Source organism: Chromobacterium amazonense, from assembly GCF_001855565.1.
Taxonomy (GTDB): Bacteria; Pseudomonadota; Gammaproteobacteria; order Burkholderiales; family Chromobacteriaceae; genus Chromobacterium; species Chromobacterium amazonense.
In genome coordinates this window covers 114,062-135,728 of record NZ_MKCR01000026.1, presented here as the reverse complement: position 1 = coordinate 135,728, position 21,667 = coordinate 114,062, and the positions used below count along the sequence as shown (strand labels likewise).

The following is a 21,667-nucleotide window of genomic DNA, read 5'->3' as shown; positions in this document are numbered from 1 at the left end:
CTTACTTGGCGTGACGGATGCGCGGATTGGCGATGCCGTACAGGATGTCGACGATGAAGTTGGTGACGATCACCAGCGTGGCCACCATCAGGATGCCGTTCTGCACCACCGGGTAGTCGCGGCGGCCGATGGCGTCGATCAGCCATTTGCCGATGCCGGGCCAGGAGAAGATGGTCTCGGTCAACACCGCGCCGCCCATCAACGTGCCCACCTGCAGGCCGATCACGGTCAGCACCGGAATCAGCGCGTTGCGCAGGGTGTGGATGAAGATGACGCGGGCCGGAGACAGGCCCTTGGCGCGCGCGGTGCGCACGTAGTCTTCGCGCAGCACTTCCAGCATGGATGAGCGGGTCATCCGGGCGATCACCGCCAGCGGAATGGTGCCCAGCACGATGGACGGCAGGATCAGGTGGCTCAACGCGCTCTTGAACGCCCCGGCATTGCCCTCGGGGTCGGCCGACTCGGCCAGCCAGCTGTCGATCAGCATGAAGCCGGTGCGCGGATGGATGTCGAACATCAGGTCCATGCGGCCCGATACCGGCGTCCAGCCCAGCTTGACCGAGAAGAACATGATCAGGATCAGGCCCCACCAGAAGATGGGCATGGAAAAGCCGGTCAGCGAGATGCCCATCACGCCGTGATCAAACAGCGAGCCGCGCTTGATCGCCGCCAGCACGCCGGCCAGCAGCCCCCAGACGATGGCGAACAGCAGCGCCGACAGCGCCAGCTCCAGGGTGGCGGGAAACAGCGTCTTGAACTCGGTCCAGACGCTGCTCTTGGTCACCAACGACTCGCCCAGATTGCCATGCAGCAGGTTGACGATGTAGTCGAAATACTGGGCGTACAAGGGCTTGTCCAGCCCCAGGCGGTGCAGCGCCTCGGCGTGCATCTTGGGGTCGAGCGTGCGCTCGCCCACCATCACTTCCACCGGGTCGCCGGGAATCATGCGGATCAGGCCGAATGTCAGCAGCGTAATGCCGAAAAAGGTGGGCACCAGAAGGCCCAGCCTGCGCAAGATGAATGAAAACATGGATAACTCTCCCAGGCGCGGGCGATGCCAACATCGCGCGCGCCGTCTGACTGCTAGAGACATGGCGTGCAGGAAATCGACACGGAGAAATGCTGGGAGAGAACTGGGCCGCCGCGCGAGGCGCGACGCAAAGAGGACAGGGTGCCGGGCGGCGGACGGCAACTAAACCACCCACCAGCATTAGCTGCATCCACCACTCCGGCGAAACAGACGATATCAGTCCGCCTCCCGCGAGGGATTGACGCAGGTCAAACCGGCGTCATGCCGGCTGCCTTGCCCTGGCCTTGCTTCTAGCTTCTACCTTGATTCCCGTGCAGATACTGCCATGCCGGACCACCGCTTTCTCTAAACGGATCGCTGATGAGGCCGGCACTTGTTGCAAGCGGCGGAGCCTGGGCCCCGCCGCCATGGTCATGCCTGATTCAGGCTAAGCTTACTTGACGCTGACGCCGTAGAAGGAGTTCAGGCCAAACGGGCTGACCTTGAACCCTTGCACCGACTTCAGCATCGGCTGATTGACGGTGGAGTGGGCGATGGTGGTCAGCGGCACTTGCTGCTTCACGATCTCCTGCGCCTTCATGTACAGCTTGGTGCGCTCGGCGACGTTGGCGGTGCTCTTGCCCTTCTGGATCAGGTCTTCGAACGGCTTGTAGCAGAACTTGGAGAAGTTGTTGCCGTTCATCGCGTCGCAGCCGAACAGCACGCCCAACCAGTTGTCCGGATCGCCGTTGTCGCCGGTCCAGCCGATCAGCATGGAGTCATGCTCGCCGGCCTTGGCGCGCTTCAGGTACTCGCCCCACTCGTAGGAGGTGATCTTGGCCTTGACGCCGATCTTGGCCCAGTCGGACTGGATCATTTCCGCCATCAGCTTGGCGTTGGGATTGTACGGACGCTGCACCGGCATCGCCCACAGGGTGATGTCGAAGCCGTTGGGGTAGCCCGCCTTGGCCAGCAGGGCCTTGGCCTTGGCCGTGTCGTACGGCGCGTCCTTCAGGTTCTTGTTGTACGACCACTGGGTCGGCGGCATCGGGTTGGTCGCGGCTTGGCCGGCGCCCTGGTACACCGCCTGCAGGATGGCCTTCTTGTTGATGGCCATGTCCAGCGCCTCCCGCACTTCCAGCTTGTCCAGCGGCTTGTGCTTGACGTTGTAGGCCAGGTAACCCAGGTTGAAGCCGGCCTGGGAGATCACTTTCATCTTCGGATCGGCCTTCATCGCGGCGATGTCGGTCGGACGCGGATAGGTGGTGATCTGGCACTCGCCGGCCTTCAGCTTCTGGTAGCGCACGGAAGCGTCGGTGGTGATCGCGAACACCAGGTTGTCCACCTTCGGGCCATTAGCCTTGTCCCAGTAATCCTTGTTGGCGGCAAAGCGGATCTGCGCATCCTTCTGGTAGCGCTTGAAGATGAACGGACCGGTGCCCACCGGCTGCTGGTTGATCAGCTGCGGCTTGCCGTCCTTCAGCAGCTTGTCGGCGTATTCCGCGGACTGGATAGAGGCGAAGCTCATCGCCAGGTTCTGCACAAAAGCGGCGTCGATCTTCTTCAGCGTGAACTTGACCGTGTACGGATCCACCTTCTCGACCTTGACGATGTTCTCGTCCATGCCCATGTCGGTGAAGTACGGGAACTCGGTCGGGTAAGCCTTGCGGAACGGATTGTTCTTGTTGAGCATCCGGTCGAAGGTGAACACCACGTCATCGGCGTTGAATTCGCGCGTCGGCTTGAAGTAGTCGGTGGTCTGGAACTTCACGCCCTTGCGCAGATTGAAAGTGTAGGTCAGGCCATCGGCCGACACTTCCCACTTTTCTGCCAGGCCCGGAATCACCTTGGTGCCGCCGCGCTGGAATTGCACCAGACGGTTGAACACGGTTTCGGCCGAGGCGTCGAAATCGGTGCCGGAGGTGTATTGGCCCGGATCGAAACCGGCCGGGCTGCCCTCGGAACAGAACACCAGGGTTCCGGCGGCATGCGCCGCCAATGAAGTTCCCGCGAACGCGCCAAGCACCAAAAGCTTTTTGAAAGCTTGCATAAATGTTTCCCTTCCCTTTGTACAGACCATCAGTCGGGTCTTTTTTGCTATTGAACCGGAATCTTGGATTCGGCTGGTGGGGATACATTATGCACAGAGGGCGCTTTTGACAAGCGCCCTCTGGCTTTTTTATGGCATGGCGGGCCGTGGCAGGCCCTTCATCCAACAAACGCTCACAGTTTGCGCAACACCACGGAGCCGACGGAATAGCCCGCCCCGAAAGAACTGATGACGCCGACATCTCCGGCCTGCAAGTCGTTGGAATGCAAGTGGAAGGCAATGACAGAGCCGGCGGAACTGGTGTTGGCGTAACGGTCCAGAATCACCGGCGCCTCCACCGCATCGGCCTCTCGACCCAGCACGCGCCGCGCGATCAACTGGTTCATCGCCAGGTTGGCCTGATGCAGCCAGAAGCGGCGCACCGCCGACGGCTCAATGCCCAAGGACTCCAGATGGGCGACGATATGCTCGCCAACCATCGGGCATACTTCTTTGAATACCTTGCGCCCCTGTTGCACAAACAGCTTGTCAGGCTGGCCTATGCCACTTTCGTCGCAACGGTTCAGGAAACCGAAATTATTGCGGATATTATTGGAAAACACCGTGGCCAGCTTGCAGCCGAGCACTTCGTAGCGCTGCGCGGAAACGGCCGAGTCGGCCCGCTCCAGCACCACGGCGGTGCAGGCATCGCCGAAGATGAAATGGCTGTCGCGATCGCGGAAGTTCAGGTGGGCGGAACAGATCTCAGGATTCACCATCAGCACCGCCCGCGCCTGGCCGGTAGCCACGGCATTGACCGCGGTCTGGATGCCGAAAGTTGCAGACGAGCAGGCCACATTCATATCGAAGGCGTAGCCGGCGATGCCCAGCGCCTGCTGCACCTCGACCGACATCGCCGGATAGGGCCGCTGCATATTGGAGCAGGCGACGATCACCATGTCGATGTCGGCGGCGCCGCGGCCAGCCGCTTCCATGGCCTGGCGGGCAGCCGCCACGGCCATCTCGGCCTGCAGCGACAGCTCTTCGTTGGGCCGCTCCGGCAGATACGGCGTCATCCTGGCCGGATCGAGCACGCCGCTCTTGTCCATCAAAAAGCGTTGCTTGATGCCGGATGCCTTCTCGATGAATTCGGCGCTGGACTCGGCCAGCGGCTCAAGCGCGCCGGCTTCGATTTCGGCCTGATGAGCCGCGTTATGGTTGCGGACGAAGGTATTGAACGCTTCGACCAACTCCTCATTGCTGACGGCATGGGGCGGGGTGAACAGCCCCGTGCCGCTGATGACGACCTTATGCATTGTGCTTGTATCCTCGCGCTTCCCCGCAGGGTGGACATGGCGGCGGCATCGCCTGCCGCCGCGTGGCGATTCCCCACGCATGCCGACAGCGGCACAACCGTCCCGATATTGCAGCGATTTTACACAAGCGCATGCACAAACACTAAAAATCCATAGCCCCGCCCGGCTTAAACCAAGTAAAATGCTCAACTTTGACCGTCCGGTGGCGGCTTCGTCCGAACAATACTTGACTAAAATAGTCGGACATTGGGTATAATGGCGACAACCACCCACCGGAACAGAACATCATGCGCCTCACCACCAAAGGACGCTTCGCCGTCACCGCCATGCTGGATCTGGCCATGCGCGAGGAGCGCGGCCCGGTCACCCTGGCCGGCATCAGCGAACGCCAAAACATCTCGTTGTCCTACCTGGAACAACTGTTCGGCAAACTGCGCCGCGCCGAGCTGGTTGACAGCGTGCGCGGCCCTGGCGGCGGCTACACCCTGGCCAAAGACATCCAGGACATCTCGGTGGCCGACATCATCGTCGCCGTCGACGAGCCGGTGGACGCCACCCAATGCGGCGGCCGCGAAAACTGTCGCGGCAGCCAGCGCTGCATGACCCATGACTTGTGGACCAACCTCAACGTCACCATTTTCGATTACTTGTCCAAGGTGAGCCTTGCCAGCCTGGTGGAGCAACAACACACTCAGGAAGAGCACGCCAAGGAAACCAGCGTGGTGCAGGACAAACGCGACAGCTTCGGCAGCAAGCACCCTGCCGCCGCCGGCAGCGCCCTGTAAGCGCCTGAAAATCTTGCGGAGATAATGTATGAGCCAGCTCAAGCTACCGATCTATCTGGATTACTCGGCTACTACCCCGGTGGACCCGCGCGTAGCCGAAAAGATGATTCCCTATCTGACCGGCAAGTTCGGCAATCCCGCCTCGCGCAGCCACAGCTTCGGCTGGGAAGCGGAAGAGGCCGTCGAGAACGCGCGCGCCGAAGTGGCCAAGCTGATCGGAGCCGACCCGAAGGAAATCGTCTGGACCTCCGGCGCCACCGAGTCCGACAACCTGGCGATCAAGGGCGCGGCCCAGTTCTACAAGAGCAAGGGCAAGCACATCATCACCGTCAAGACCGAGCACAAGGCGGTGCTGGACACCTGTCGCGAACTGGAGCGCCAGGGCTTTGAAGTCACTTACATGGACGTGCAGGAAAACGGCCTGCTGGACATCGAGGCGTTCAAGGCGGCCATCCGCCCGGATACCATCGTGGTATCCGTGATGTACGTGAACAATGAAATCGGCGTGATCCAGGATATTCCGCAGATCGGCGAGATCTGCCGCGAAAAAGGCATCATCTTCCACGTCGACGCCACCCAGGCCCCGGGCAAGGTCAAGATCGACCTGAACACCCTGAAGGTGGACCTGATGAGCCTGTCCGCGCACAAGGCCTACGGCCCCAAGGGCATAGGCGCGCTGTACGTGCGCCGCAAGCCGCGCGTGCGCCTCGAAGCGCAGATGCACGGCGGCGGCCATGAGCGCGGCTTCCGCTCCGGCACCCTGGCCACCCACCAGATCGTCGGCATGGGCGAAGCTTTCCGCCTCGCCCGCGAGGAAATGGACAGCGAGAACGAGCGCATCCGCATGCTGCGCGACCGTCTGTGGCGCGGCATCCAGGACATGGAAGAGGTGTACATCAACGGCGACATCGACCAGCGCGTGCCGCACAACCTCAACGTCAGCTTCAACTTCGTCGAGGGCGAAAGCCTGATCATGGCCATCAAGGACCTGGCCGTGTCCAGCGGCTCCGCCTGCACCTCCGCCTCGCTGGAGCCGTCCTACGTGCTGCGCGCCTTGGGCCGCAACGACGAAATGGCGCACAGCTCCATCCGCTTCACCTTGGGCCGCTTCACCACCGAAGAAGAAATCGACTACGCCATCGCGCTGTTGAAGTCCAAGATCGGCAAGCTGCGCGAACTGTCGCCGCTGTGGGAGATGTACAAGGACGGCGTGGACCTGAACAGCGTTCAATGGGCGGCGCATTGAGCCGATAACCAGTTACCGGCCGCGGCGCTCTTGCCGCCGCGGCCTTGCAGGAGCAAGAAAATGGCATACAGCGAAAAAGTGTTGGATCACTACGAAAATCCGCGCAACGTCGGTTCCTTCGACAAGGGCGACGACAGCATCGGCACCGGCATGGTCGGCGCGCCGGCCTGTGGCGACGTGATGAAGCTGCAGATCAAGGTCGGCGCCGACGGCGTGATCGAAGACGCCAAGTTCAAGACTTACGGCTGCGGCTCCGCCATCGCCTCCTCCTCCCTGGTGACCGAGTGGGTGAAGGGCAAGTCGCTGGACGAGGCGCTGAGCATCAAGAACACCGCCATCGCCGAAGAGCTGGCGCTGCCGCCGGTGAAAATCCACTGCTCCATCCTGGCCGAAGACGCGATCAAGGCAGCGGTGGAAGACTACAAGCAGAAGCACGGCAAGTAAGCGGAGGCGACCGATGGCACTGACTCTTTCCGAACGCGCCGCCGCCCATATCAGCGCCTTTATCGCCAAGCGCGGCAAAGGCCTGGGCGTGCGCCTGGGTGTGAAAACCTCCGGCTGCTCCGGCATGGCTTACAAGCTGGAATTCGTCGATGTCGAAAACAGCGACGACGTGCGTTTCGAAAGCCACGGCGTGGCGATCTTCACCGACGCCAAGAGCCTGGCTTATCTGGACGGCACCGAGCTGGACTACGCCAAGGAGGGTTTGAACGAAGGCTTCAAGTTCAACAACCCCAACGTCAAGAACGAGTGCGGCTGCGGCGAAAGCTTCAACGTCTGATTGCCGATACCGTCGCCGGGCGGAGCGTGGACGCGCAAGCCGTCATGCTCCGCCTGTGTTTTTCCGGCTCCTCCCTTCGCTCCGGACGCATAGATGAACCACGATTTCAATCAGGACTTCTTCGCCCTGTTCGGCCTGCCGCGCCGCTTCGCTCAGGATGCCGCCGCGCTTGACGCCGCCTGGCGCGCCGCCGCCGCCCAGGTTCACCCGGACCGCTATGCCAGCGCCGGCGACGCCGAGAAACGCAGCGCGCTGATGCTGGCCACCCGCGTCAACGAGGCGTATCAAACCCTCAAATCCCCGCTGAACCGCGCCCGCTACCTGTTGCAGCTGTCCGGCGTCGACACTCAGGAAGAAAACAATACCCGGATGCCGGCGGATTTCCTGATGGCGCAGATGGAATGGCGCGAGGACATAGACGACGCACGCGCCAGCGTGGATGCGCTGGAGTCGCTGTCGCGCCGGCTGCGCGGCGAGGTCAAGGCCATGCAGGCCGAGCTGGAAACGGCGCTGGACTTGCGCGGCGACTTGGACGGCGCGGCCGTTCTGGTGAGAAAATTGCGCTTCATGGAAAAGCTGGACCAGGAAATCAGCGACGCCATCGAGAGCCTGCTGGACTAAGCTCCCGCCGCGACGCCGCCCTGAGCAACGACATAAAGATCAAGACATGGCCTTATTGCAAATCGCCGAACCCGGCCTCTCCGCCGCTCCCCACCAACACCGCCTGGCCGTTGGCATCGACCTTGGCACCACCAATTCGCTGGTGGCCACCGTCCGCAGCGGCGCCTCCGTCGTCCTGCCCGACGAGCATGGCCGCAGCCTGCTGCCGTCGGTGGTGCGCTACGGCGACGAAGGCGTGCTGGCGGTGGGCTACGACGCCCAGCGCGAGCAGAACCGCGATCCGCACAACACCGTGGTCTCGGCCAAGCGCTTTATGGGCCGCGGCATCAGCGACATCAAGGACATCGGCAGCCTGCCTTATCGTTTCGTGGACGCGCCGGGCATGGTGCAACTGGTCACCCGCGCCGGCGTCAAGAGCCCGGTGGAAGTGTCGGCCGACATCCTGCGCGCCTTGAAAGACCGCGCCGAAGCCAGCTTGGGCGGCGAACTGACCGGCGCCGTGATCACCGTGCCGGCTTACTTTGACGACGCCCAGCGCCAGGCCACCAAGGACGCCGCGCGCCTGGCCGGCCTGAACGTGCTGCGCCTGCTCAACGAACCCACCGCCGCCGCCATCGCCTACGGCCTGGACAACGGCAGCGAAGGGACTTACGTGGTCTACGATCTGGGCGGCGGCACGCTGGACGTGTCCATCCTGAAGCTGACCCGCGGCGTGTTCGAAGTGCTGGCCACCAGCGGCGACTCGGCGCTGGGCGGCGACGACTTCGACCACCGCGTATTCTGTTGGATGCTCGAATCGGCCGGCCTGTCCGGCCTGTCGGCCCACGACATGCGCCTCTTGCACACCCGCGCCCGCGAAGCCAAGGAAGCGCTGACCGACCACGCCAGCACCCGCATCACCGCCAACCTGTCGGACGGCCAGTCGCTGGACCTGGAGCTGGACCAGGCCACGCTGCATGCCATCACCAAGACGCTGGTGGACAAGACGCTGCAGCCGGTGCGCAAGGCCCTGCGCGACGCCAAGCTCGCGCCCGAGGACATCCAGGGCGTGGTGATGGTGGGCGGCGCCACCCGCATGCCGCACGTGCAAAAAGCCGTGGCCGATTACTTTGGCCGCGCGCCGCTGACCAATCTGGACCCGGACAAGGTAGTGGCGCTGGGCGCCGCCATCCAGGCCAATGTGCTGGCCGGCAACAAGCAGGACGACGAGTGGCTGCTGCTGGACGTGCTGCCGCTGTCGCTGGGCATCGAAACCATGGGCGGCCTGACCGAGAAGATCATCCCGCGCAACAGCACTATCCCGGTGGCGCGCGCGCAGGACTTCACCACCTTCAAGGACGGCCAGACCGCGATGTCCATCCACGTGCTGCAGGGCGAGCGCGAGCTGGTCTCCGACTGCCGCAGCCTGGCCAAGTTCGTGCTGACCGGCATTCCGCCCATGGTAGCCGGCGCCGCGCGCATCCGCATCACCTTCCAGGTCGATGCCGACGGCCTCTTGTCCGTCACCGCCCGCGAGCAGACGTCCGGCGTGGAGGCCAGCATCGAGGTCAAGCCGTCCTACGGCCTGTCTGACGACGAAATCAGCCGCATGCTGACCGACTCCATGGCCAACGTGCAGGAAGACATCGAGGCGCGCAAGCTGCGCGAGGCCATCGTCGATGCCGAAAGCCTGCGCGACGCGACGCGCAACGCCTTGGAACAGGACGGCGATCTGCTGGATGAGTCCGAGCGCGCCGCCGTGGACGCCGCCGTCGCCGCCGTGGACGCCGCCATCGCCGCCGCCGAGACCCGCCGCGTCAACGAGGCCAGCGCCGCGCTGAACCACGCTACCGAAACCTTCGCCGCCCGCCGCATGGACCGCAACATCCGCCGCGCGCTGAAGGGCCACAAGATTACCGATTTGTAAGGACTCGCCATGCCGCGAATCATTGTTCTGCCCCATCCCGACCTGTGCCCCGAGGGCGCGGTGATCGACAACGCCGAAACCGGACAAAGCATCTGCGACGCGCTGCTCGCCCACGACATCGAAATCGAGCACGCCTGTGAAATGTCCTGCGCCTGCACCACCTGCCACTGCATCGTGCGCGAGGGCGGCAACTCGCTGAATGAGGCCGACGAGCTGGAAGAAGATTTGCTGGACAAGGCCTGGGGCCTGGAAGCGCAATCGCGCCTGTCCTGCCAGGCCATCGTCGCCGACGAAGACCTGGTCATCGAGATTCCCAAGTACACGATCAACCACGCTAGAGAGCACCACTGAAGGGAGGGCAAGCTGCATGAAATGGACCGACGTTAACGACATCGCCATCGAACTGGCCGAAGCCCATCCCGAGGTGGACCCCAAATCCGTGCGCTTCGTCGATCTGCACAACTGGGTGGTGGACCTGCCCGGCTTTGACGACGACCACAGCCGCGGCGGCGAGCGCGTGCTGGAGGCGATTCAGCAGGCATGGATAGACGAGGTGGAATAAACCACTTTCGCATCAAGGCCCCGCCAAGCGAGGCCTTTGTCATGGCAGCGCGTGTCAATCCGCCGCAGCGGGTTTATCATCGGTGAATACGCGCCGGCGCTGGGCCGGCAACCGACACGGAGCCGCCATGTTCACCCTCATCATCGGCAACAAGAACTACTCCTCTTGGTCGCTGCGTCCCTGGCTGGTGCTGAAGATGCTGGACGAGCCGTTCCAGGAGCAGCAGATCGACCTGTTCCTATCCGACACCAAGGCGCGCATCCTGGCCGCCAATCCGGCCGGCAAAGTGCCGGTGCTGGTGGACGGCAAACTGCGGGTTTGGGATTCGCTGGCCATCTGCGAATATCTGGCCGAGTGCTTTCCCGCAGCGCGCTTGTGGCCGGACGACGCCAAGCTGCGCGCCGTCGCCCGCTCCATCGTGGCGGAAATCCATTCTGGCTTCGAGGCGCTGCGGCGCAGCCTGTCGATGGACATCACCCTGCGGCAGATCGATTACGAAAGCTCGCCGGCGGTGGAGGCCGACATCGCGCGCGTCGTTTCGCTATGGGAAGAACACCGCGCCAGCCATATCGCCGACGGCGATTTTCTGTTTGGCCATTTCACCATCGCCGATGCCTTCTTCGCGCCGATCTGCACCCGCTTCCAAACCTATAACGTCGCGCTGCCTCCGGCTTCCGAGGCTTACGTGCGCCATATTCTCAGCTTGCCGGCCATGCAGGAGTGGTATCGGGCGGCCGAACGGGAAAATAACAGGCGTGCTTGATGAATCGTGGTCGAAAGGTGTCGCAAATCGAGTGGAACAACGCGCCATAAGTCATTAGAATGGCGCGTTTTTTATATTTTCATTACATCAAGGAAATCCGAACATGAGCACCCCGTTCATCATTGGCGTTGCTGGCGGCAGCGGCAGCGGCAAAACCACGGTTACCAACAAGGTGCTGGAAACCATTGGTTCCGAGATGGCGGCGGTAATCATCCAGGACTACTACTATCGCGACCAGAGCCACCTGACTTTCGAGCAGCGGCTGGGCACCAACTACGACCACCCGCAGGCGTTCGACTGGCCGCTGCTGATTTCGCATATCGATGATCTGCGCAACGGCCGCGCCATCGAAATGCCGGTGTACGACTTCGCCAACCACACCCGCTCCGACCAGACCGTCACCGTGCAACCGGCGCCGGTGATCGTGATCGAAGGCCTGTTTCCGCTGTACGACGCCGCGCTGCGCGAAATGATGTCGCTGAAAATCTTCGTCGATACCGATTCCGACGTCCGCTTCATCCGCCGCCTCAAGCGCGACATCGCCGAGCGCGGCCGCACCATGGAAAACGTGATCGAGCAATACCTGACCACGGTGCGCCCGATGCACAACCAGTTCATCGAGCCGACCAAGCGCTTCGCCGACGTGATCCTGCCGCACGGCGCCAACGATCCGGCGGTGGACATCATCACCACCAAAGTGGCCAGCCTGATGGTGTGACTGACGGTCCTCCCCTGCGCGAAGGCCGCCTGCGGGCGGCTTTTTGCTGCCTGCTTGACGCCAGCCGCAGCCGGGCACAAAATCGCCTGCGCGCCGCACGGCGCATTCTCAACAAGGACTATCATGCATACGATCAAACCGCGCAATCCGCTGGCTTGCGCGCCGATATTGAAAAAAGGCGGGGCGCATGCGGCCAGCCGCTCCAGACAGCGCCATGCGCAAAAACAGGCGCTGTGGGCCGAACTGCAGGACTGGAACGAATGGGATGACCATCCGCTCGCCGCCAGCCAGGGCGAAGCCGGCGCCGAAGAGGCGTTTCTGGCGAACGCAGCCGCAAAAGCAACAGGCCATCCAGAGGATGGCCTGTTGCTTTTGCGCGCTGGCACGCTAACAATTCCGCACAATGCATTTACACAAGGCGACATGCGCTGCCAGTAGAATGCGCCTTTCGCTATTGCACATTGGATCATCGCCTCATGAAATGGATCGCCACCACGCTGCTGATGCTGTTGCTTGCCGGCTGCGGCAGCATGGGCCTGAAAAAACCGCAAGTCAGCCTCAGCAATATCGAACCGGGCAAGAGCACGCTGTTCGAACAGAACTTCCTGGTGACGCTGCGCATCAGCAACCCCAACGCCATCCCGCTGAAAGCCAATGGCCTGACCTTCGAAGTGACGGTGGCGGGCGAGAAACTGGGCACCGGCATGAGCGATCAGCCGATCTCGATTCCCGCCAACGGCGAAGGCCAGGTGCAGTTGCAGGTGCGCACCTCGCTGGCCGGCTGGATACGCCAGTTGGCCAACTGGCAACAGCTGCCGGGAGGCAAGCTGGACTACGATGTCCACGGCCAGTTGCAAGGGCTGAACGGCATGGCGGACCTGCCGTTCGAAAGCAAGGGGCAGTGGCAACTGCCCGCGCTGAAAAATAGGCCTTAACGCTGCAAGGGGGCGACGCAGTCGTTGCCCTCGAAGCTGACGCTGAGCACTTCCTGCGTTTTCTTGTCGACCACAAAATTGGTGGCGCAGCGGTACTGGTAGGTGCCGCCGCCGCTGAAACCATTGCTGACCCAACGTCCCGGCGTTTCGATCACCTTGGCTTGGCCGTTGTTGTCGGTGACGGTCACCTTGGTGCCGGGCTCGTAACGAGTGTTCTCGGTCAGCGGCTGCTGCACCGTGCTTTCTTTCACATACGAATACAGCATATTGCCATTGGGCATTTGCATGGTCTTGGTGGGCGGCCCCCATACGCTCAACATTTCGTTGGCGTCGCGGCCCTGCCAGCGATATACCTTTTGCGCGTAGCCTTCCTGGGTGGGAATCATGGAGCAGCCGGCCATGCCCAGCAGCAGCAGCGGTAACATCAGCTTGTTCATTGTCAGCCTTTTTCTTGTCCGATACGCATCACGCCGTCCATTTTCCCGTCTGAGCATGAAAAACGCCAGCCCAAGGGCTGGCGTAGCAAATCAAACCATCTGATTTTTACAATTTGAAGCGGCTGAAGGCCTGCTGCATGCTGCGCGCCACGCCATCCAGCGCATTCAGCGTTTGCTGCGCCTCCTGCAGCGCGGCATCGGAATCGAGGATCTTGTTGTTGATCGACTCGGTGCTCTGCGCCATCGCCGTGGTGGCGTTGTGCTGCTCGCCGGTGGACAGGGCGACATCGCCAATCTTGTCCACTACCTGGCCCATCGCGCGGGTGATGTCCACCAAGCGCGATCGCGCCTGTTCGGTCTGGCTGGCGCTGCTGTCCACCGACTGGATGGTGCGCTCCATATTGCCCACCGCCTTGCCGGTTTCGGACAGAATGTTCTGCACCATATTGCCGATCTCCACCGTGGCCGTGCCGGTGCGCTCCGCCAGCTTGCGCACCTCGTCGGCCACCACGGCGAAGCCGCGCCCCTGCTCGCCGGCGCGCGCGGCTTCAATCGCGGCGTTCAGGGCCAGCAGATTGGTCTGATCGGCAATGTCGCGGATCACGCTGGTGATCTTGGAAATCTCCTGCGAGCGCTGCTCCAGCGCCGCCAGCAGTCCGGCCAGCTCGCCCACCGACTGGCTAGTGCGCGCCATCTCGCCGCTGATGCGCTGCAGCTCCTCGGCGCTGGCCTGGGAGTGGGCGCCGGTATCGCGCGCCAGCTCATCGGTTTCGCGCGTGGCGTCGGCGATGTGCGAGATGCTGACGGTCACTTCTTCAATCGCCGCCGCGTTGGAACTGGAAATATCAGCCAGCGCATGCGAATCCTCGGCCACCTTGGCCACCACCGCGCCGACCGAGATCACGCCCTGGGTCAGCTGTTCGGCTTCGCCGCGCAGCTCGCGGAACATGCGGTTCAATCGCTCGACGAACTGGTTGAAGGCCTCGGCCATCTGCGCCACTTCGTCTTCCCCTTCCGCGCCGATGCGGCGGGTCAGATCGCCCTCGCCTTGCGAAATCTCGCGCAGCGCGTCGCGCACCTGGACCAGGCCCTTCAGCAAGCGTCCCAGATACGCGCCGGCCAGCAGCAGCATCGCAGCCAGCACCACCAGCAGTTCGATCACCATATCGACCATCATCTGCCGCAGCGGCGCGTCGCGCAGTTCGCTGTCCACCACCACGCCCAGCACCCAGTCGCTGCCTTCCACCGGGCTCAGGCGCAGCAAGCGGCGTCCGCCGTCCAGCTCCACCTCGGCCGCTTCCTTCTTGTCCAACAGGCTGGCGATGTGATCCGCATCCATGCCCGGCATCAGGTCGGACAGCGGCTTCAAGGCCGTATCCGGCTTGGGATAAGCAATCAGTTTGCCATCCTTGCCCATCAGGAACACAAAGCCATTGCCCGGCAAGGACACGGACAAGACCGACTTCACCAGCTGGCCGATGGCGATGTCGCCGCCCACCACCTTGTTGCCGGCCGGCAAGGCCTGGGCCACGGTGATGACCAGATCGTTGATGGTGGCGCTGGCGGGCTTGTACGGCGGCGTCACGATCACGCCGCCCTTGGCCTTGGCGGTCTTGAACCAGCCGCGCGAGGCGGGATCGTATTCCGGGCTGGGCTTTTGCTTGCCGGGGATGGAATAGACCATGCCCTTGGTGTCGCCGTCGCCGACGAAAATCTGGATATAGCCGCCGGCCTCGGCCAGTTGCTGCAGATAGAGGGTGGGATCGGCTTCTCCGCCATGGCGCACGGCGCTGGCGATGATCTGCCGGCGCTGCTCCAGCCAATTGGAGACGAAGCGCTGCTGTCCGCTGATGGCCAGATCGAGCTGGGCATCGATGCTGTCGGACAGATTGCTGCGGAATTTCAGATAGGCGCTGACGGCTGTGGCGCAGGTAGCGACCAATATGGCCAGCGCCAACAGCAGGGCGATCTTGCTTCGGATGGATTTCATGGCATTGCGCTTTTCATCGACGATGGGCCGGCCCCACACCGCCCGCGCAGAACCTGCGCTGGCAGCGAGCCTCAAAACGCGGCAAATTGTAAATCACAGTTACAAATTGCGCGACCAGTCGTAAGCAAAATAATCCAACATCCTGACCAACAGATAAGCAATAACCGGCCGACATGTCGCTTCCGCCACACTGCCGGCCGGCTGCTTCTCGATCTTGTTATAGCTTGAAACGTCCAAACGCGTCCTGCATGGTGCGCGCCACGCGACGCAAATCTTCCAGCGTCTGCATCGCGCCCTGCAGCGCGGCGTCGGAGTCCAGAATCTGATTGTTGATCGACTCGGTGCTTTGCGCCATCGCCGTGGTGGCGTTGTGCTGCTCGCTGGTGGACAAGGCCACGTCGCCGATCTTGTCTATCACTTGCTGCATGGCGTCGCTGATGGCGATCAGGCGGCCGCGCGCCTGGCTGGTCAATTCCACGCTGGTATCCACCGCGCCCACCGTGCGCTGCATATTGCCCACCGCCTTGCCGGTTTCGCTGAGAATGTTCTCCACCATATCGCTGATTTCCACCGTCGCCTTGCCCGTGCGTTCCGCCAGCTTGCGCACCTCGTCCGCCACCACCGCGAAGCCGCGGCCCTGTTCGCCGGCGCGGGCCGCCTCGATGGCCGCGTTCAGCGCCAAGAGGTTGGTCTGATCGGCGATGTCGCTGATCACGCTGGTGATCTTGGAAATCTCCTGCGAGCGCTGCTCCAGCGAGCCCAACAGCGCAGACAGCTCGCCTACGGACTGGCTGGTATGCTCCATCTCGGTGCTGATGCGCTGCATGTCGCCGGCGCTCTCGCGCGAGTGCTCGCCGGTGTTGCGCGCCAGCGAATCGGTTTCGCGCGTCGCATCGGCGATGTGCGAGATGCTGACGGTCACTTCTTCGATCGCCGCCGCGTTGGAGCTGGAAATATCGGCCAGGCGATGCGAGTCGTCGGCCACCTGCTTGACCGCGCCGCCGACTTCGATCACACCTTGCGCCAGTTGCTCGGCCTCGTCGCGCAGTTCGCGGAACATGCCGTTCAAACGGCCGACAAACAGGTTGAACGCCTTGGCGGTCTGCGCCACTTCGTCATCGCCCTGCACATCGATGCGGCGGGTCAGATCGCCCTCGCCCTGCGCGATCTCCTGCATCGCGTCGCGCACCTGGACCAGGCCGCGCAACAGCTTGGCCAGATAGCCGGAACTGAGCGACACCAGCACCAGCAGCACCACGGCCACGCCGCCGGCGATCAGCCAGATCAGCTGCGTCACCGGCGCCAGCACCGCGGCTTCGTCCGCCGCCACCGCCAGCACCCAATCGGTGCCCGGCACCTGACGCAGCACCACCAGGAAGGTCTTGCCCTCGATCTCCAGCGGCGTCACTTCGCCGCTGTTCACCAGTTGCTGGAAACGGTTGTCGTCCAAAGCCGGAATCAGCTCGCCAATCGGCTTCAACTCCTGGCCCGGCTTGGGATAGGCGATGACCTTGCCCTGGCGGGTCAGCAGGAAGGCGTGGCCGTCGCCCGCCAGCTTGATGTCCAGCACCGACTTCACCAGTTTCTCGATCAGGATGTCGCCGCCGACGACGATTTCCTGGCCCGGCGCCTTGTCGGCGATGGTGATCACCAGCTTGTCCTTGGTTTCCGGCTCGGAGTCTTTGTACGGATCGGTGACGATCACGCCGCCTGCGGCCTTGGCCTGCTGGTACCACGGCCGCTGGGCCGGCTGGTATTCGGCGCTGGGCTTGGCGCGGCCGGGGACGGAGTAGAACATTTCGCCGCTGTCGCCGTGGCCGGCGTAGATGATGTTGAAACCGCCGCCCTTGGCGATCTGCTGCAGATAGTAGCTGGCCTGCGGATCGCCGGCGCGGCTGAGGCTGGCGCCGATCAGGTTCTTGCGCACCGTCAGCCATTCCGACACCAAGCCGCCTTGCAATTGCTGCACCTGGGTGACTTCGCGTTTGGCCTCGTCGTAGGCGTGGTTGCGGATATTCAGGCAAGCGAGGATGGTGACGCTGAGGGTGGCCACCAGAATGGAGGCCGCCGTCAGCAGCATGAGCTTGTGTCGGATGGAGCGCATGATGATAAGCCGATACTGATATAAAAAGCTTATTATCCGGCATGCTGGCTGCGGCGCATTGTTAAAAATAACATTCTATTTAAATAATAACGGCGAATTTCAATCATTCTTGTTGAAAAATGGCAATAGGGCTTAATCGCGCCATTCTGCGCTCTGTTGCCACAGCAGGCCGTCGATGAACTGCAGCAGGGGATCGGCGTCGCGGCGCCGATGCCAGACATGCGCCACTTCTATCGCCAGATCGGCGTCATCCAGCCGCCGCCAGCGCAGGCTGGCGTCTCCTCCCCGCAACACTTGCGCGATCAAGTCAGGCAGCACCGCCACCGCCGGCAGCCGCTCCAGCAGCAAGCGAATCGCCAGCAGACTGGCGGTGGAGGCGATCACCCGCCGCGCCTGGCCATGCGCGCGCGGATAGTCGTCCACCAGGCTGGCGTCGTTGCCTATATAGGACGTGTACAAATGCGGCGGCAGCGCCAGACGGCCGGCGTGGTGCACGCAGACGAAGCGGCTGCGGAACAGACGCCGCCGGCTCAAACGCGCAGGCAGTTGCGGGAAATGGCCGATGGCGCCGTCGATGCGCCGCTCGTCCAGCGCGGCCGGCACCTCGGACTCCGGCATCGCCAGCACCTGCAGGCATAGGCCAGGCGCTTGTTCTTGCAGGGAGGAGATCAGCCGCGGCAACAGCGCCGCCTCCAGAAGGTCCGGCATCGCCAGCCGGTACGCGCCTTCTAGACGCGACGGATAGAAAGGCTGCGGCGCGATCAGCTGCTGCGCCTGCGCCAGCCATGCCTCCAGCTGCGGCAGCAAGGCCTCGGCATAAGGCGTGGGCGCCATGCGCCGGCCATCGCGGCACAGCAGCGGGGCGCCGCACTGTTCGCGCAGCCGCTCCAGGATATGGCTGACCGCCGGCAGGCCCAGGCACAGCTGCTCCGCGCTTTGGCTGACGCTGCGCGTGCTCAGCAAACTGTGCAGCGCCACCAGGCTGTTCAGATCGAGGCGGCGCAAGCGCAGAGCACCTTCCGCACCATCGCGCCGGCAGCCTTCGCCCACGCCTATCAAACCAAGAACATCGTGCGCCAGGTTTCGATCTCCGCCGGGGTGGCCCTGGCCAGCGTTTTCATGCAGGAACGCAACGCGCTGCATTACAACCATCTGGCTGAGCGATTTTCGTGGAATGCGTGGCAATTTAACGACGCTTTGCATCTTTTACGGGAACAATTGCCCAATTTGAGCGATACTCAGCGACTTGGAGTGCTGGCCGGCGAACTGGCCCGGCAGGCCACGCTGATTTCCTGCCTCGACTTTTTCCGTCTGGAGGTATGGATCGCGCTGGCGCTGGCGGGGTGCCTGCTCGCCCTGCGCGCGGCGGATTGATCCGCGGCAGCCGGCTCTCGCTCGTACCCATGTTTCATCAGGAAGAAATTGTCATGCGCAAGAGCGGCACGCAATCGGAGACCTTCAACAAGATCGTCGAGGCCAGCCTGCAGCTGTTCAATCAGGAAGGCGAACGCGTCATCACCACCAATCACATCGCCGAGCGGATGAACATCAGCACCGGCAAGCTCTACTATCACTTCCGCAACAAGGAAGAGATCATCAACGAGCTGTACCATCGCTACGTGAAGGGGATGGCGGAGCAATTGTCCGCCGCGCTGAACCACAACAACTCGATCGAGGCGATGGTGATGGCGATGGAAAAGACGCTGCGCCATATCTGGAGCTTCCGCTTCCTGCCCAAGAGCCTGCCCAGCCTGTTCTGCGTCAACCCGCAATTGGAAGAGGAACATCAGCAGCTGTCCCGCGGCCAGCTGAACAGCAAGCTGGGGCAGCTGTTCGCCAGCCTGCGCGAACAAGGCATGCTGCTGGTGGACGACCAGCAGCTGGCGCATCTGGTGCAGCATTTCCAAATGGTGCAAACCGGCTGGGTCAACACCATCAAGCAGAACGCCAGCGCGGCTGAGCTGGACAAGCTGATCCAGTCCGGCTGCCGCAGCCTGATGTTCCTCTTGGCGCCTTACGTCAGCCCGCGCTTCCAGTCTCCGTTCGAGCGAGTGTTCTCGCGCTATGCCTGAGCAAGCTCAAATCTTTTGAGCCACGGAAACACACGGAAGAACACGGAAAGAAAACCAATCCGGCGATGCGCCTGCCCGCCTTGCGCGGTGATCCGCTGCTACCTGATCTGTTCTCGCCATTTTCAGACATTCGGCGTGGTGCCGAGGCCATGATGGATTTTGTCCGTGCCTTTCCGCGTGATTCCGTGGCCATTAACGGTTTAAGATAAAAAACACCCCGCGATCGCTCGCGGGGTGTTTTCGTTCAGACCGGCAAGCCGGGCTTAGATCATGCCCTTGCTCTTCAAGAGTTCGAACATGGTCTTGCCGATTTCGGCCGGGCTGCGGGTGTAGGCGATGCCTGCGCGCTCGAAAGCCTTGAACTTCTCTTCCGCCGTGCCCTTGCCGCCGGAGATGATGGCGCCGGCGTGGCCCATGCGCTTGCCCTTCGGCGCGGTGACGCCGGCGATGTAGCCGACCACCGGCTTGGTCACGTAGGACTTGGCGAACTCGGCCGCTTCCTCCTCGGCGGAACCGCCGATTTCGCCGATCATCACGATGGCGTCGGTATCCGGATCATCCTGGAACAGCTTCAGCGCGTCGATGTGGCTGGTGCCCGGGATCGGGTCGCCGCCGATGCCGATGCAGGTGGACTGGCCCAGGCCCAGCGCGGTGGTTTGCGCCACGGCTTCGTAGGTCAGGGTGCCGGAGCGGGACACGATGCCGATGCGGCCCGGGTTGTGGATGTGCCACGGCATGATGCCGATCTTGCACTCGCCCGGGGTGATGATGCCGGGGCAGTTCGGGCCGATCAGGCGGATGCCGGCTTCGTCGACGGCTTTCTTCACGTACAGCATGTCCAGGGTCGGCACGCCTTCGGTGATGCAGACGATCAGCTTCACGCCGCTGTCGATGGCTTCCAGGATGGAATCCTTGGCGAAGGCTGCGGGCACGTAGATCACCGAGGCATCAGCCTGGGTTTGACGCACGGCGTCCTTCATGGTGTTGAACACCGGCAGGCCCAGGTGCTCGGAACCGCCCTTGCCCGGGGTGACGCCGCCCACAACCTTGGTGCCGACCTTCAGCGCCTGTTCGGCGTGGAAAGTACCGTTCTTGCCAGTGAAGCCTTGCACCAGCACTTTGGTGTCTTTGTTTACCAATACGCTCATTTTGTATTCCTCAGCTCAGTGCGGGTCTCAGGCAGCAGCCTTGACGGCGGCGACGATCTTCTCGGCAGCGTCGTTCAGACCCTGGGCGGAAGTCAGTTTCAGACCGGATTCGTCCAGGATCTTGGCGCCCAGTTCGGCGTTGTTGCCTTCCAGACGCACCACCACCGGCACCGTCACGTTCACTTCCTTCACAGCGGCGATGATGGCCTCGGCGATCATGTCGCAGCGGACGATGCCGCCGAAGATGTTGATCAGCACGCCTTGCACCGAGGTATCGGCCAGGATCAGCTTGAACGCTTCGATCACGCGCTCCTTGGTGGCGCCGCCGCCCACGTCCAGGAAGTTGGCCGGCTGGCCGCCCTTCAGCTTGATGATGTCCATGGTGGCCATCGCCAGGCCGGCGCCGTTCACCATGCAGCCGATATTGCCTTCCAGCGCCACGTAGTTCAGGTCGAACTCGGAAGCCTTCACTTCGCGCTCGTTCTCCTGGCTCTTGTCGCGCATGGCCAGCAGGTCCGGGTGGCGGTACAGGGCGTTGGAGTCCAGATTGATCTTGCCGTCCACGCAGGCCAGTTGGCCGTTTTCGCGCAGCGCCAGCGGGTTGACTTCGAACAGGGCGAAGTCGTTCTCGACGAAGGCCTTGTAAGCGCCCAGCATCAGCTTGGTGAAGGAAGCGACTTGCTCGCCCTTCAGTTCCAGCGCGAAAGCGGCGTCGCGCGCCTGGAACGGCTGCATGCCCACCAGCGGATCGATCTCGATCTTGATGATCTTTTCCGGGGTCTCTTCGGCCACTTTTTCGATTTCCACGCCGCCTTCGGTGGAAACCATGAACACGACGCGCTGGCTGCCGCGGTCCACCACGGCGCCCAGGTACAGTTCGCGCTGCACCGGGTACATGTCTTCGCAGACCAGAACCGAGTTCACCGGCTGGCCGGCGGCGTCTGTCTGATAAGTCACCAGATTGGTGCCGATCAGGGTCTTGGCGACTTCAGCGGCTTCTTCGCGGCTCTTCACCACTTTCACGCCGCCCGCCTTGCCGCGGCCGCCGGCGTGCACCTGGGCCTTCACGACGGCGAATTTGCCGCCCAGCTTGTCGTAGGCGGCAGCCGCTTCTTCCGGCGACGTGGCCAGAATGCCTTGTTGCACCGGCAGGCCGTAACGGCTCAGCAGCTCTTTCGCTTGGTATTCATGCAGGTTCATCTATGGTTTCCTTTCGGGGAAATGATGGCGGGCATGCGCCTCTGC

At 62.7% G+C, this 21,667-nt stretch carries 23 protein-coding genes; 14 read left to right on the top strand and 9 right to left on the bottom strand.

Features of this window, described 5'->3' with window-relative positions; translation table 11 throughout:
• Position 1: 1 nt before the first annotated feature.
• The 3 genes from BI343_RS10875 to BI343_RS10865 all read right to left on the bottom strand — a co-directional run bounded on the left by BI343_RS10875 (position 2) and on the right by BI343_RS10865 (position 4,354).
• On the bottom strand, positions 2-1,030 hold the full coding sequence (locus BI343_RS10875; RefSeq protein ID WP_071109704.1) for an ABC transporter permease subunit: 1,029 nt from the start codon (positions 1,028-1,030) through the stop codon (positions 2-4).
• Between the two features lie 433 nt (positions 1,031-1,463).
• The gene (locus BI343_RS10870) at positions 1,464-3,059 is read right to left on the bottom strand and encodes an ABC transporter substrate-binding protein (protein WP_071109703.1); all 1,596 of its coding nucleotides are present in this window, start codon (positions 3,057-3,059) and stop codon (positions 1,464-1,466) included.
• 173 nt (positions 3,060-3,232) lie between these two features.
• Positions 3,233-4,354 (bottom strand): beta-ketoacyl-ACP synthase III, encoded by a 1,122-nt coding sequence (locus tag BI343_RS10865; RefSeq protein ID WP_071109702.1) that lies wholly within the window; start codon positions 4,352-4,354, stop codon positions 3,233-3,235.
• Between the two features lie 287 nt (positions 4,355-4,641).
• On the opposite strand from BI343_RS10865, the gene iscR reads away from it, so the two are divergent.
• The 12 genes from iscR to BI343_RS10805 all read left to right on the top strand — a co-directional run bounded on the left by iscR (position 4,642) and on the right by BI343_RS10805 (position 12,671).
• The gene (gene iscR, locus BI343_RS10860; protein ID WP_043628265.1) at positions 4,642-5,139 is read left to right on the top strand and encodes a Fe-S cluster assembly transcriptional regulator IscR; all 498 of its coding nucleotides are present in this window, start codon (positions 4,642-4,644) and stop codon (positions 5,137-5,139) included.
• Positions 5,140-5,167: 28 nt separating this feature from the next.
• Positions 5,168-6,385: an IscS subfamily cysteine desulfurase gene (locus BI343_RS10855; protein ID WP_043628267.1), complete on the top strand. Its 1,218-nt coding sequence runs from the start codon at positions 5,168-5,170 to the stop codon at positions 6,383-6,385.
• A 60-nt stretch (positions 6,386-6,445) separates the two neighbouring features.
• Positions 6,446-6,829 carry a Fe-S cluster assembly scaffold IscU gene (iscU, locus tag BI343_RS10850; RefSeq protein ID WP_043628269.1) on the top strand — a complete coding sequence of 128 codons (384 nt, stop codon included), beginning with the start codon at positions 6,446-6,448 and terminating at the stop codon, positions 6,827-6,829.
• Positions 6,830-6,842: 13 nt separating this feature from the next.
• Positions 6,843-7,166 (top strand): iron-sulfur cluster assembly protein IscA, encoded by a 324-nt coding sequence (gene iscA / locus BI343_RS10845; protein ID WP_043628271.1) that lies wholly within the window; start codon positions 6,843-6,845, stop codon positions 7,164-7,166.
• 93 nt (positions 7,167-7,259) lie between these two features.
• Positions 7,260-7,787, top strand: coding sequence for a Fe-S protein assembly co-chaperone HscB (gene hscB / locus BI343_RS10840; RefSeq protein ID WP_071109701.1), 528 nt, complete (start codon positions 7,260-7,262; stop codon positions 7,785-7,787).
• A 46-nt stretch (positions 7,788-7,833) separates the two neighbouring features.
• A complete protein-coding gene (gene hscA / locus BI343_RS10835) occupies positions 7,834-9,693 on the top strand; it encodes a Fe-S protein assembly chaperone HscA (protein ID WP_071109700.1) in 1,860 nt (619 codons plus the stop codon).
• Positions 9,694-9,702: 9 nt separating this feature from the next.
• On the top strand, positions 9,703-10,044 hold the full coding sequence (gene fdx / locus BI343_RS10830) for an ISC system 2Fe-2S type ferredoxin (RefSeq protein WP_071109699.1): 342 nt from the start codon (positions 9,703-9,705) through the stop codon (positions 10,042-10,044).
• Positions 10,045-10,060: 16 nt separating this feature from the next.
• Positions 10,061-10,255: a Fe-S cluster assembly protein IscX gene (iscX, locus tag BI343_RS10825; RefSeq protein ID WP_071109698.1), complete on the top strand. Its 195-nt coding sequence runs from the start codon at positions 10,061-10,063 to the stop codon at positions 10,253-10,255.
• A gap of 127 nt (positions 10,256-10,382) precedes the next feature.
• Positions 10,383-11,018 (top strand): glutathione S-transferase family protein, encoded by a 636-nt coding sequence (locus BI343_RS10820; protein WP_071109697.1) that lies wholly within the window; start codon positions 10,383-10,385, stop codon positions 11,016-11,018.
• A 103-nt stretch (positions 11,019-11,121) separates the two neighbouring features.
• The gene (gene udk, locus BI343_RS10815) at positions 11,122-11,736 is read left to right on the top strand and encodes a uridine kinase (RefSeq protein ID WP_043628282.1); all 615 of its coding nucleotides are present in this window, start codon (positions 11,122-11,124) and stop codon (positions 11,734-11,736) included.
• Positions 11,737-11,790: 54 nt separating this feature from the next.
• A complete protein-coding gene (locus tag BI343_RS10810; protein ID WP_139165709.1) occupies positions 11,791-12,174 on the top strand; it encodes a hypothetical protein in 384 nt (127 codons plus the stop codon).
• A gap of 38 nt (positions 12,175-12,212) precedes the next feature.
• Positions 12,213-12,671, top strand: a complete 459-nt coding sequence (locus BI343_RS10805; protein WP_071109695.1) for an LEA/WHy family protein — start codon at positions 12,213-12,215, stop codon at positions 12,669-12,671.
• Here the strand turns inward: BI343_RS10805 and BI343_RS10800 are convergent.
• The 4 genes from BI343_RS10800 to BI343_RS10785 all read right to left on the bottom strand — a co-directional run bounded on the left by BI343_RS10800 (position 12,668) and on the right by BI343_RS10785 (position 18,207).
• Positions 12,668-13,108 carry a hypothetical protein gene (locus BI343_RS10800; protein ID WP_071109694.1) on the bottom strand — a complete coding sequence of 147 codons (441 nt, stop codon included), beginning with the start codon at positions 13,106-13,108 and terminating at the stop codon, positions 12,668-12,670. The genes BI343_RS10805 and BI343_RS10800 overlap by 4 nt on opposite strands.
• Before the next feature lie 106 nt (positions 13,109-13,214).
• Positions 13,215-15,098 carry a methyl-accepting chemotaxis protein gene (locus tag BI343_RS10795; protein WP_071109693.1) on the bottom strand — a complete coding sequence of 628 codons (1,884 nt, stop codon included), beginning with the start codon at positions 15,096-15,098 and terminating at the stop codon, positions 13,215-13,217.
• A gap of 217 nt (positions 15,099-15,315) precedes the next feature.
• Positions 15,316-17,202 (bottom strand): methyl-accepting chemotaxis protein, encoded by a 1,887-nt coding sequence (locus tag BI343_RS10790; RefSeq protein ID WP_071109692.1) that lies wholly within the window; start codon positions 17,200-17,202, stop codon positions 15,316-15,318.
• A gap of 132 nt (positions 17,203-17,334) precedes the next feature.
• Positions 17,335-18,207 (bottom strand): LysR family transcriptional regulator, encoded by an 873-nt coding sequence (locus tag BI343_RS10785; RefSeq protein WP_169829004.1) that lies wholly within the window; start codon positions 18,205-18,207, stop codon positions 17,335-17,337.
• On the opposite strand from BI343_RS10785, the gene BI343_RS20020 reads away from it, so the two are divergent.
• Positions 18,169-18,576, top strand: coding sequence for a hypothetical protein (locus tag BI343_RS20020; RefSeq protein ID WP_071109691.1), 408 nt, complete (start codon positions 18,169-18,171; stop codon positions 18,574-18,576). The genes BI343_RS10785 and BI343_RS20020 overlap by 39 nt on opposite strands.
• A gap of 53 nt (positions 18,577-18,629) precedes the next feature.
• A complete protein-coding gene (locus BI343_RS10775; protein WP_161792997.1) occupies positions 18,630-19,274 on the top strand; it encodes a TetR/AcrR family transcriptional regulator in 645 nt (214 codons plus the stop codon).
• Positions 19,275-19,537: 263 nt separating this feature from the next.
• On the opposite strand, the gene sucD is transcribed toward BI343_RS10775, so the two are convergent.
• Positions 19,538-20,422, bottom strand: coding sequence for a succinate--CoA ligase subunit alpha (gene sucD / locus BI343_RS10770; RefSeq protein ID WP_071109690.1), 885 nt, complete (start codon positions 20,420-20,422; stop codon positions 19,538-19,540).
• A 27-nt stretch (positions 20,423-20,449) separates the two neighbouring features.
• Positions 20,450-21,622 (bottom strand): ADP-forming succinate--CoA ligase subunit beta, encoded by a 1,173-nt coding sequence (gene sucC, locus BI343_RS10765; RefSeq protein ID WP_043624884.1) that lies wholly within the window; start codon positions 21,620-21,622, stop codon positions 20,450-20,452.
• Between the last annotated feature and the right edge of the window lie 45 nt (positions 21,623-21,667).

Excerpts from the sequence above, each read along its gene's own strand:
- BI343_RS10805 (WP_071109695.1), top strand. The coding sequence starts at position 12,213 with ATGAAATGGATCGCCACCACGCTGCTGATGCTGTTGCTTGCCGGCTGC.
- BI343_RS10775 (WP_161792997.1), top strand. The coding sequence starts at position 18,630 with ATGCGCAAGAGCGGCACGCAATCGGAGACCTTCAACAAGATCGTCGAG.
- sucC (WP_043624884.1), bottom strand. The coding sequence starts at position 21,622 with ATGAACCTGCATGAATACCAAGCGAAAGAGCTGCTGAGCCGTTACGGC.
- sucD (WP_071109690.1), bottom strand. The coding sequence starts at position 20,422 with ATGAGCGTATTGGTAAACAAAGACACCAAAGTGCTGGTGCAAGGCTTC.
- hscB (WP_071109701.1), top strand. The coding sequence starts at position 7,260 with ATGAACCACGATTTCAATCAGGACTTCTTCGCCCTGTTCGGCCTGCCG.
- iscU (WP_043628269.1), top strand. The coding sequence starts at position 6,446 with ATGGCATACAGCGAAAAAGTGTTGGATCACTACGAAAATCCGCGCAAC.
- iscX (WP_071109698.1), top strand. The coding sequence starts at position 10,061 with ATGAAATGGACCGACGTTAACGACATCGCCATCGAACTGGCCGAAGCC.
- BI343_RS10800 (WP_071109694.1), bottom strand. The coding sequence starts at position 13,108 with ATGAACAAGCTGATGTTACCGCTGCTGCTGCTGGGCATGGCCGGCTGC.
- hscA (WP_071109700.1), top strand. The coding sequence starts at position 7,834 with ATGGCCTTATTGCAAATCGCCGAACCCGGCCTCTCCGCCGCTCCCCAC.
- BI343_RS10820 (WP_071109697.1), top strand. The coding sequence starts at position 10,383 with ATGTTCACCCTCATCATCGGCAACAAGAACTACTCCTCTTGGTCGCTG.
- BI343_RS10865 (WP_071109702.1), bottom strand. The coding sequence starts at position 4,354 with ATGCATAAGGTCGTCATCAGCGGCACGGGGCTGTTCACCCCGCCCCAT.
- BI343_RS10870 (WP_071109703.1), bottom strand. The coding sequence starts at position 3,059 with ATGCAAGCTTTCAAAAAGCTTTTGGTGCTTGGCGCGTTCGCGGGAACT.
- fdx (WP_071109699.1), top strand. The coding sequence starts at position 9,703 with ATGCCGCGAATCATTGTTCTGCCCCATCCCGACCTGTGCCCCGAGGGC.
- iscA (WP_043628271.1), top strand. The coding sequence starts at position 6,843 with ATGGCACTGACTCTTTCCGAACGCGCCGCCGCCCATATCAGCGCCTTT.
- BI343_RS10875 (WP_071109704.1), bottom strand. The coding sequence starts at position 1,030 with ATGTTTTCATTCATCTTGCGCAGGCTGGGCCTTCTGGTGCCCACCTTT.
- udk (WP_043628282.1), top strand. The coding sequence starts at position 11,122 with ATGAGCACCCCGTTCATCATTGGCGTTGCTGGCGGCAGCGGCAGCGGC.
- iscR (WP_043628265.1), top strand. The coding sequence starts at position 4,642 with ATGCGCCTCACCACCAAAGGACGCTTCGCCGTCACCGCCATGCTGGAT.
- BI343_RS10855 (WP_043628267.1), top strand. The coding sequence starts at position 5,168 with ATGAGCCAGCTCAAGCTACCGATCTATCTGGATTACTCGGCTACTACC.
- BI343_RS10790 (WP_071109692.1), bottom strand. The coding sequence starts at position 17,202 with ATGCGCTCCATCCGACACAAGCTCATGCTGCTGACGGCGGCCTCCATT.
- BI343_RS10795 (WP_071109693.1), bottom strand. The coding sequence starts at position 15,098 with ATGAAATCCATCCGAAGCAAGATCGCCCTGCTGTTGGCGCTGGCCATA.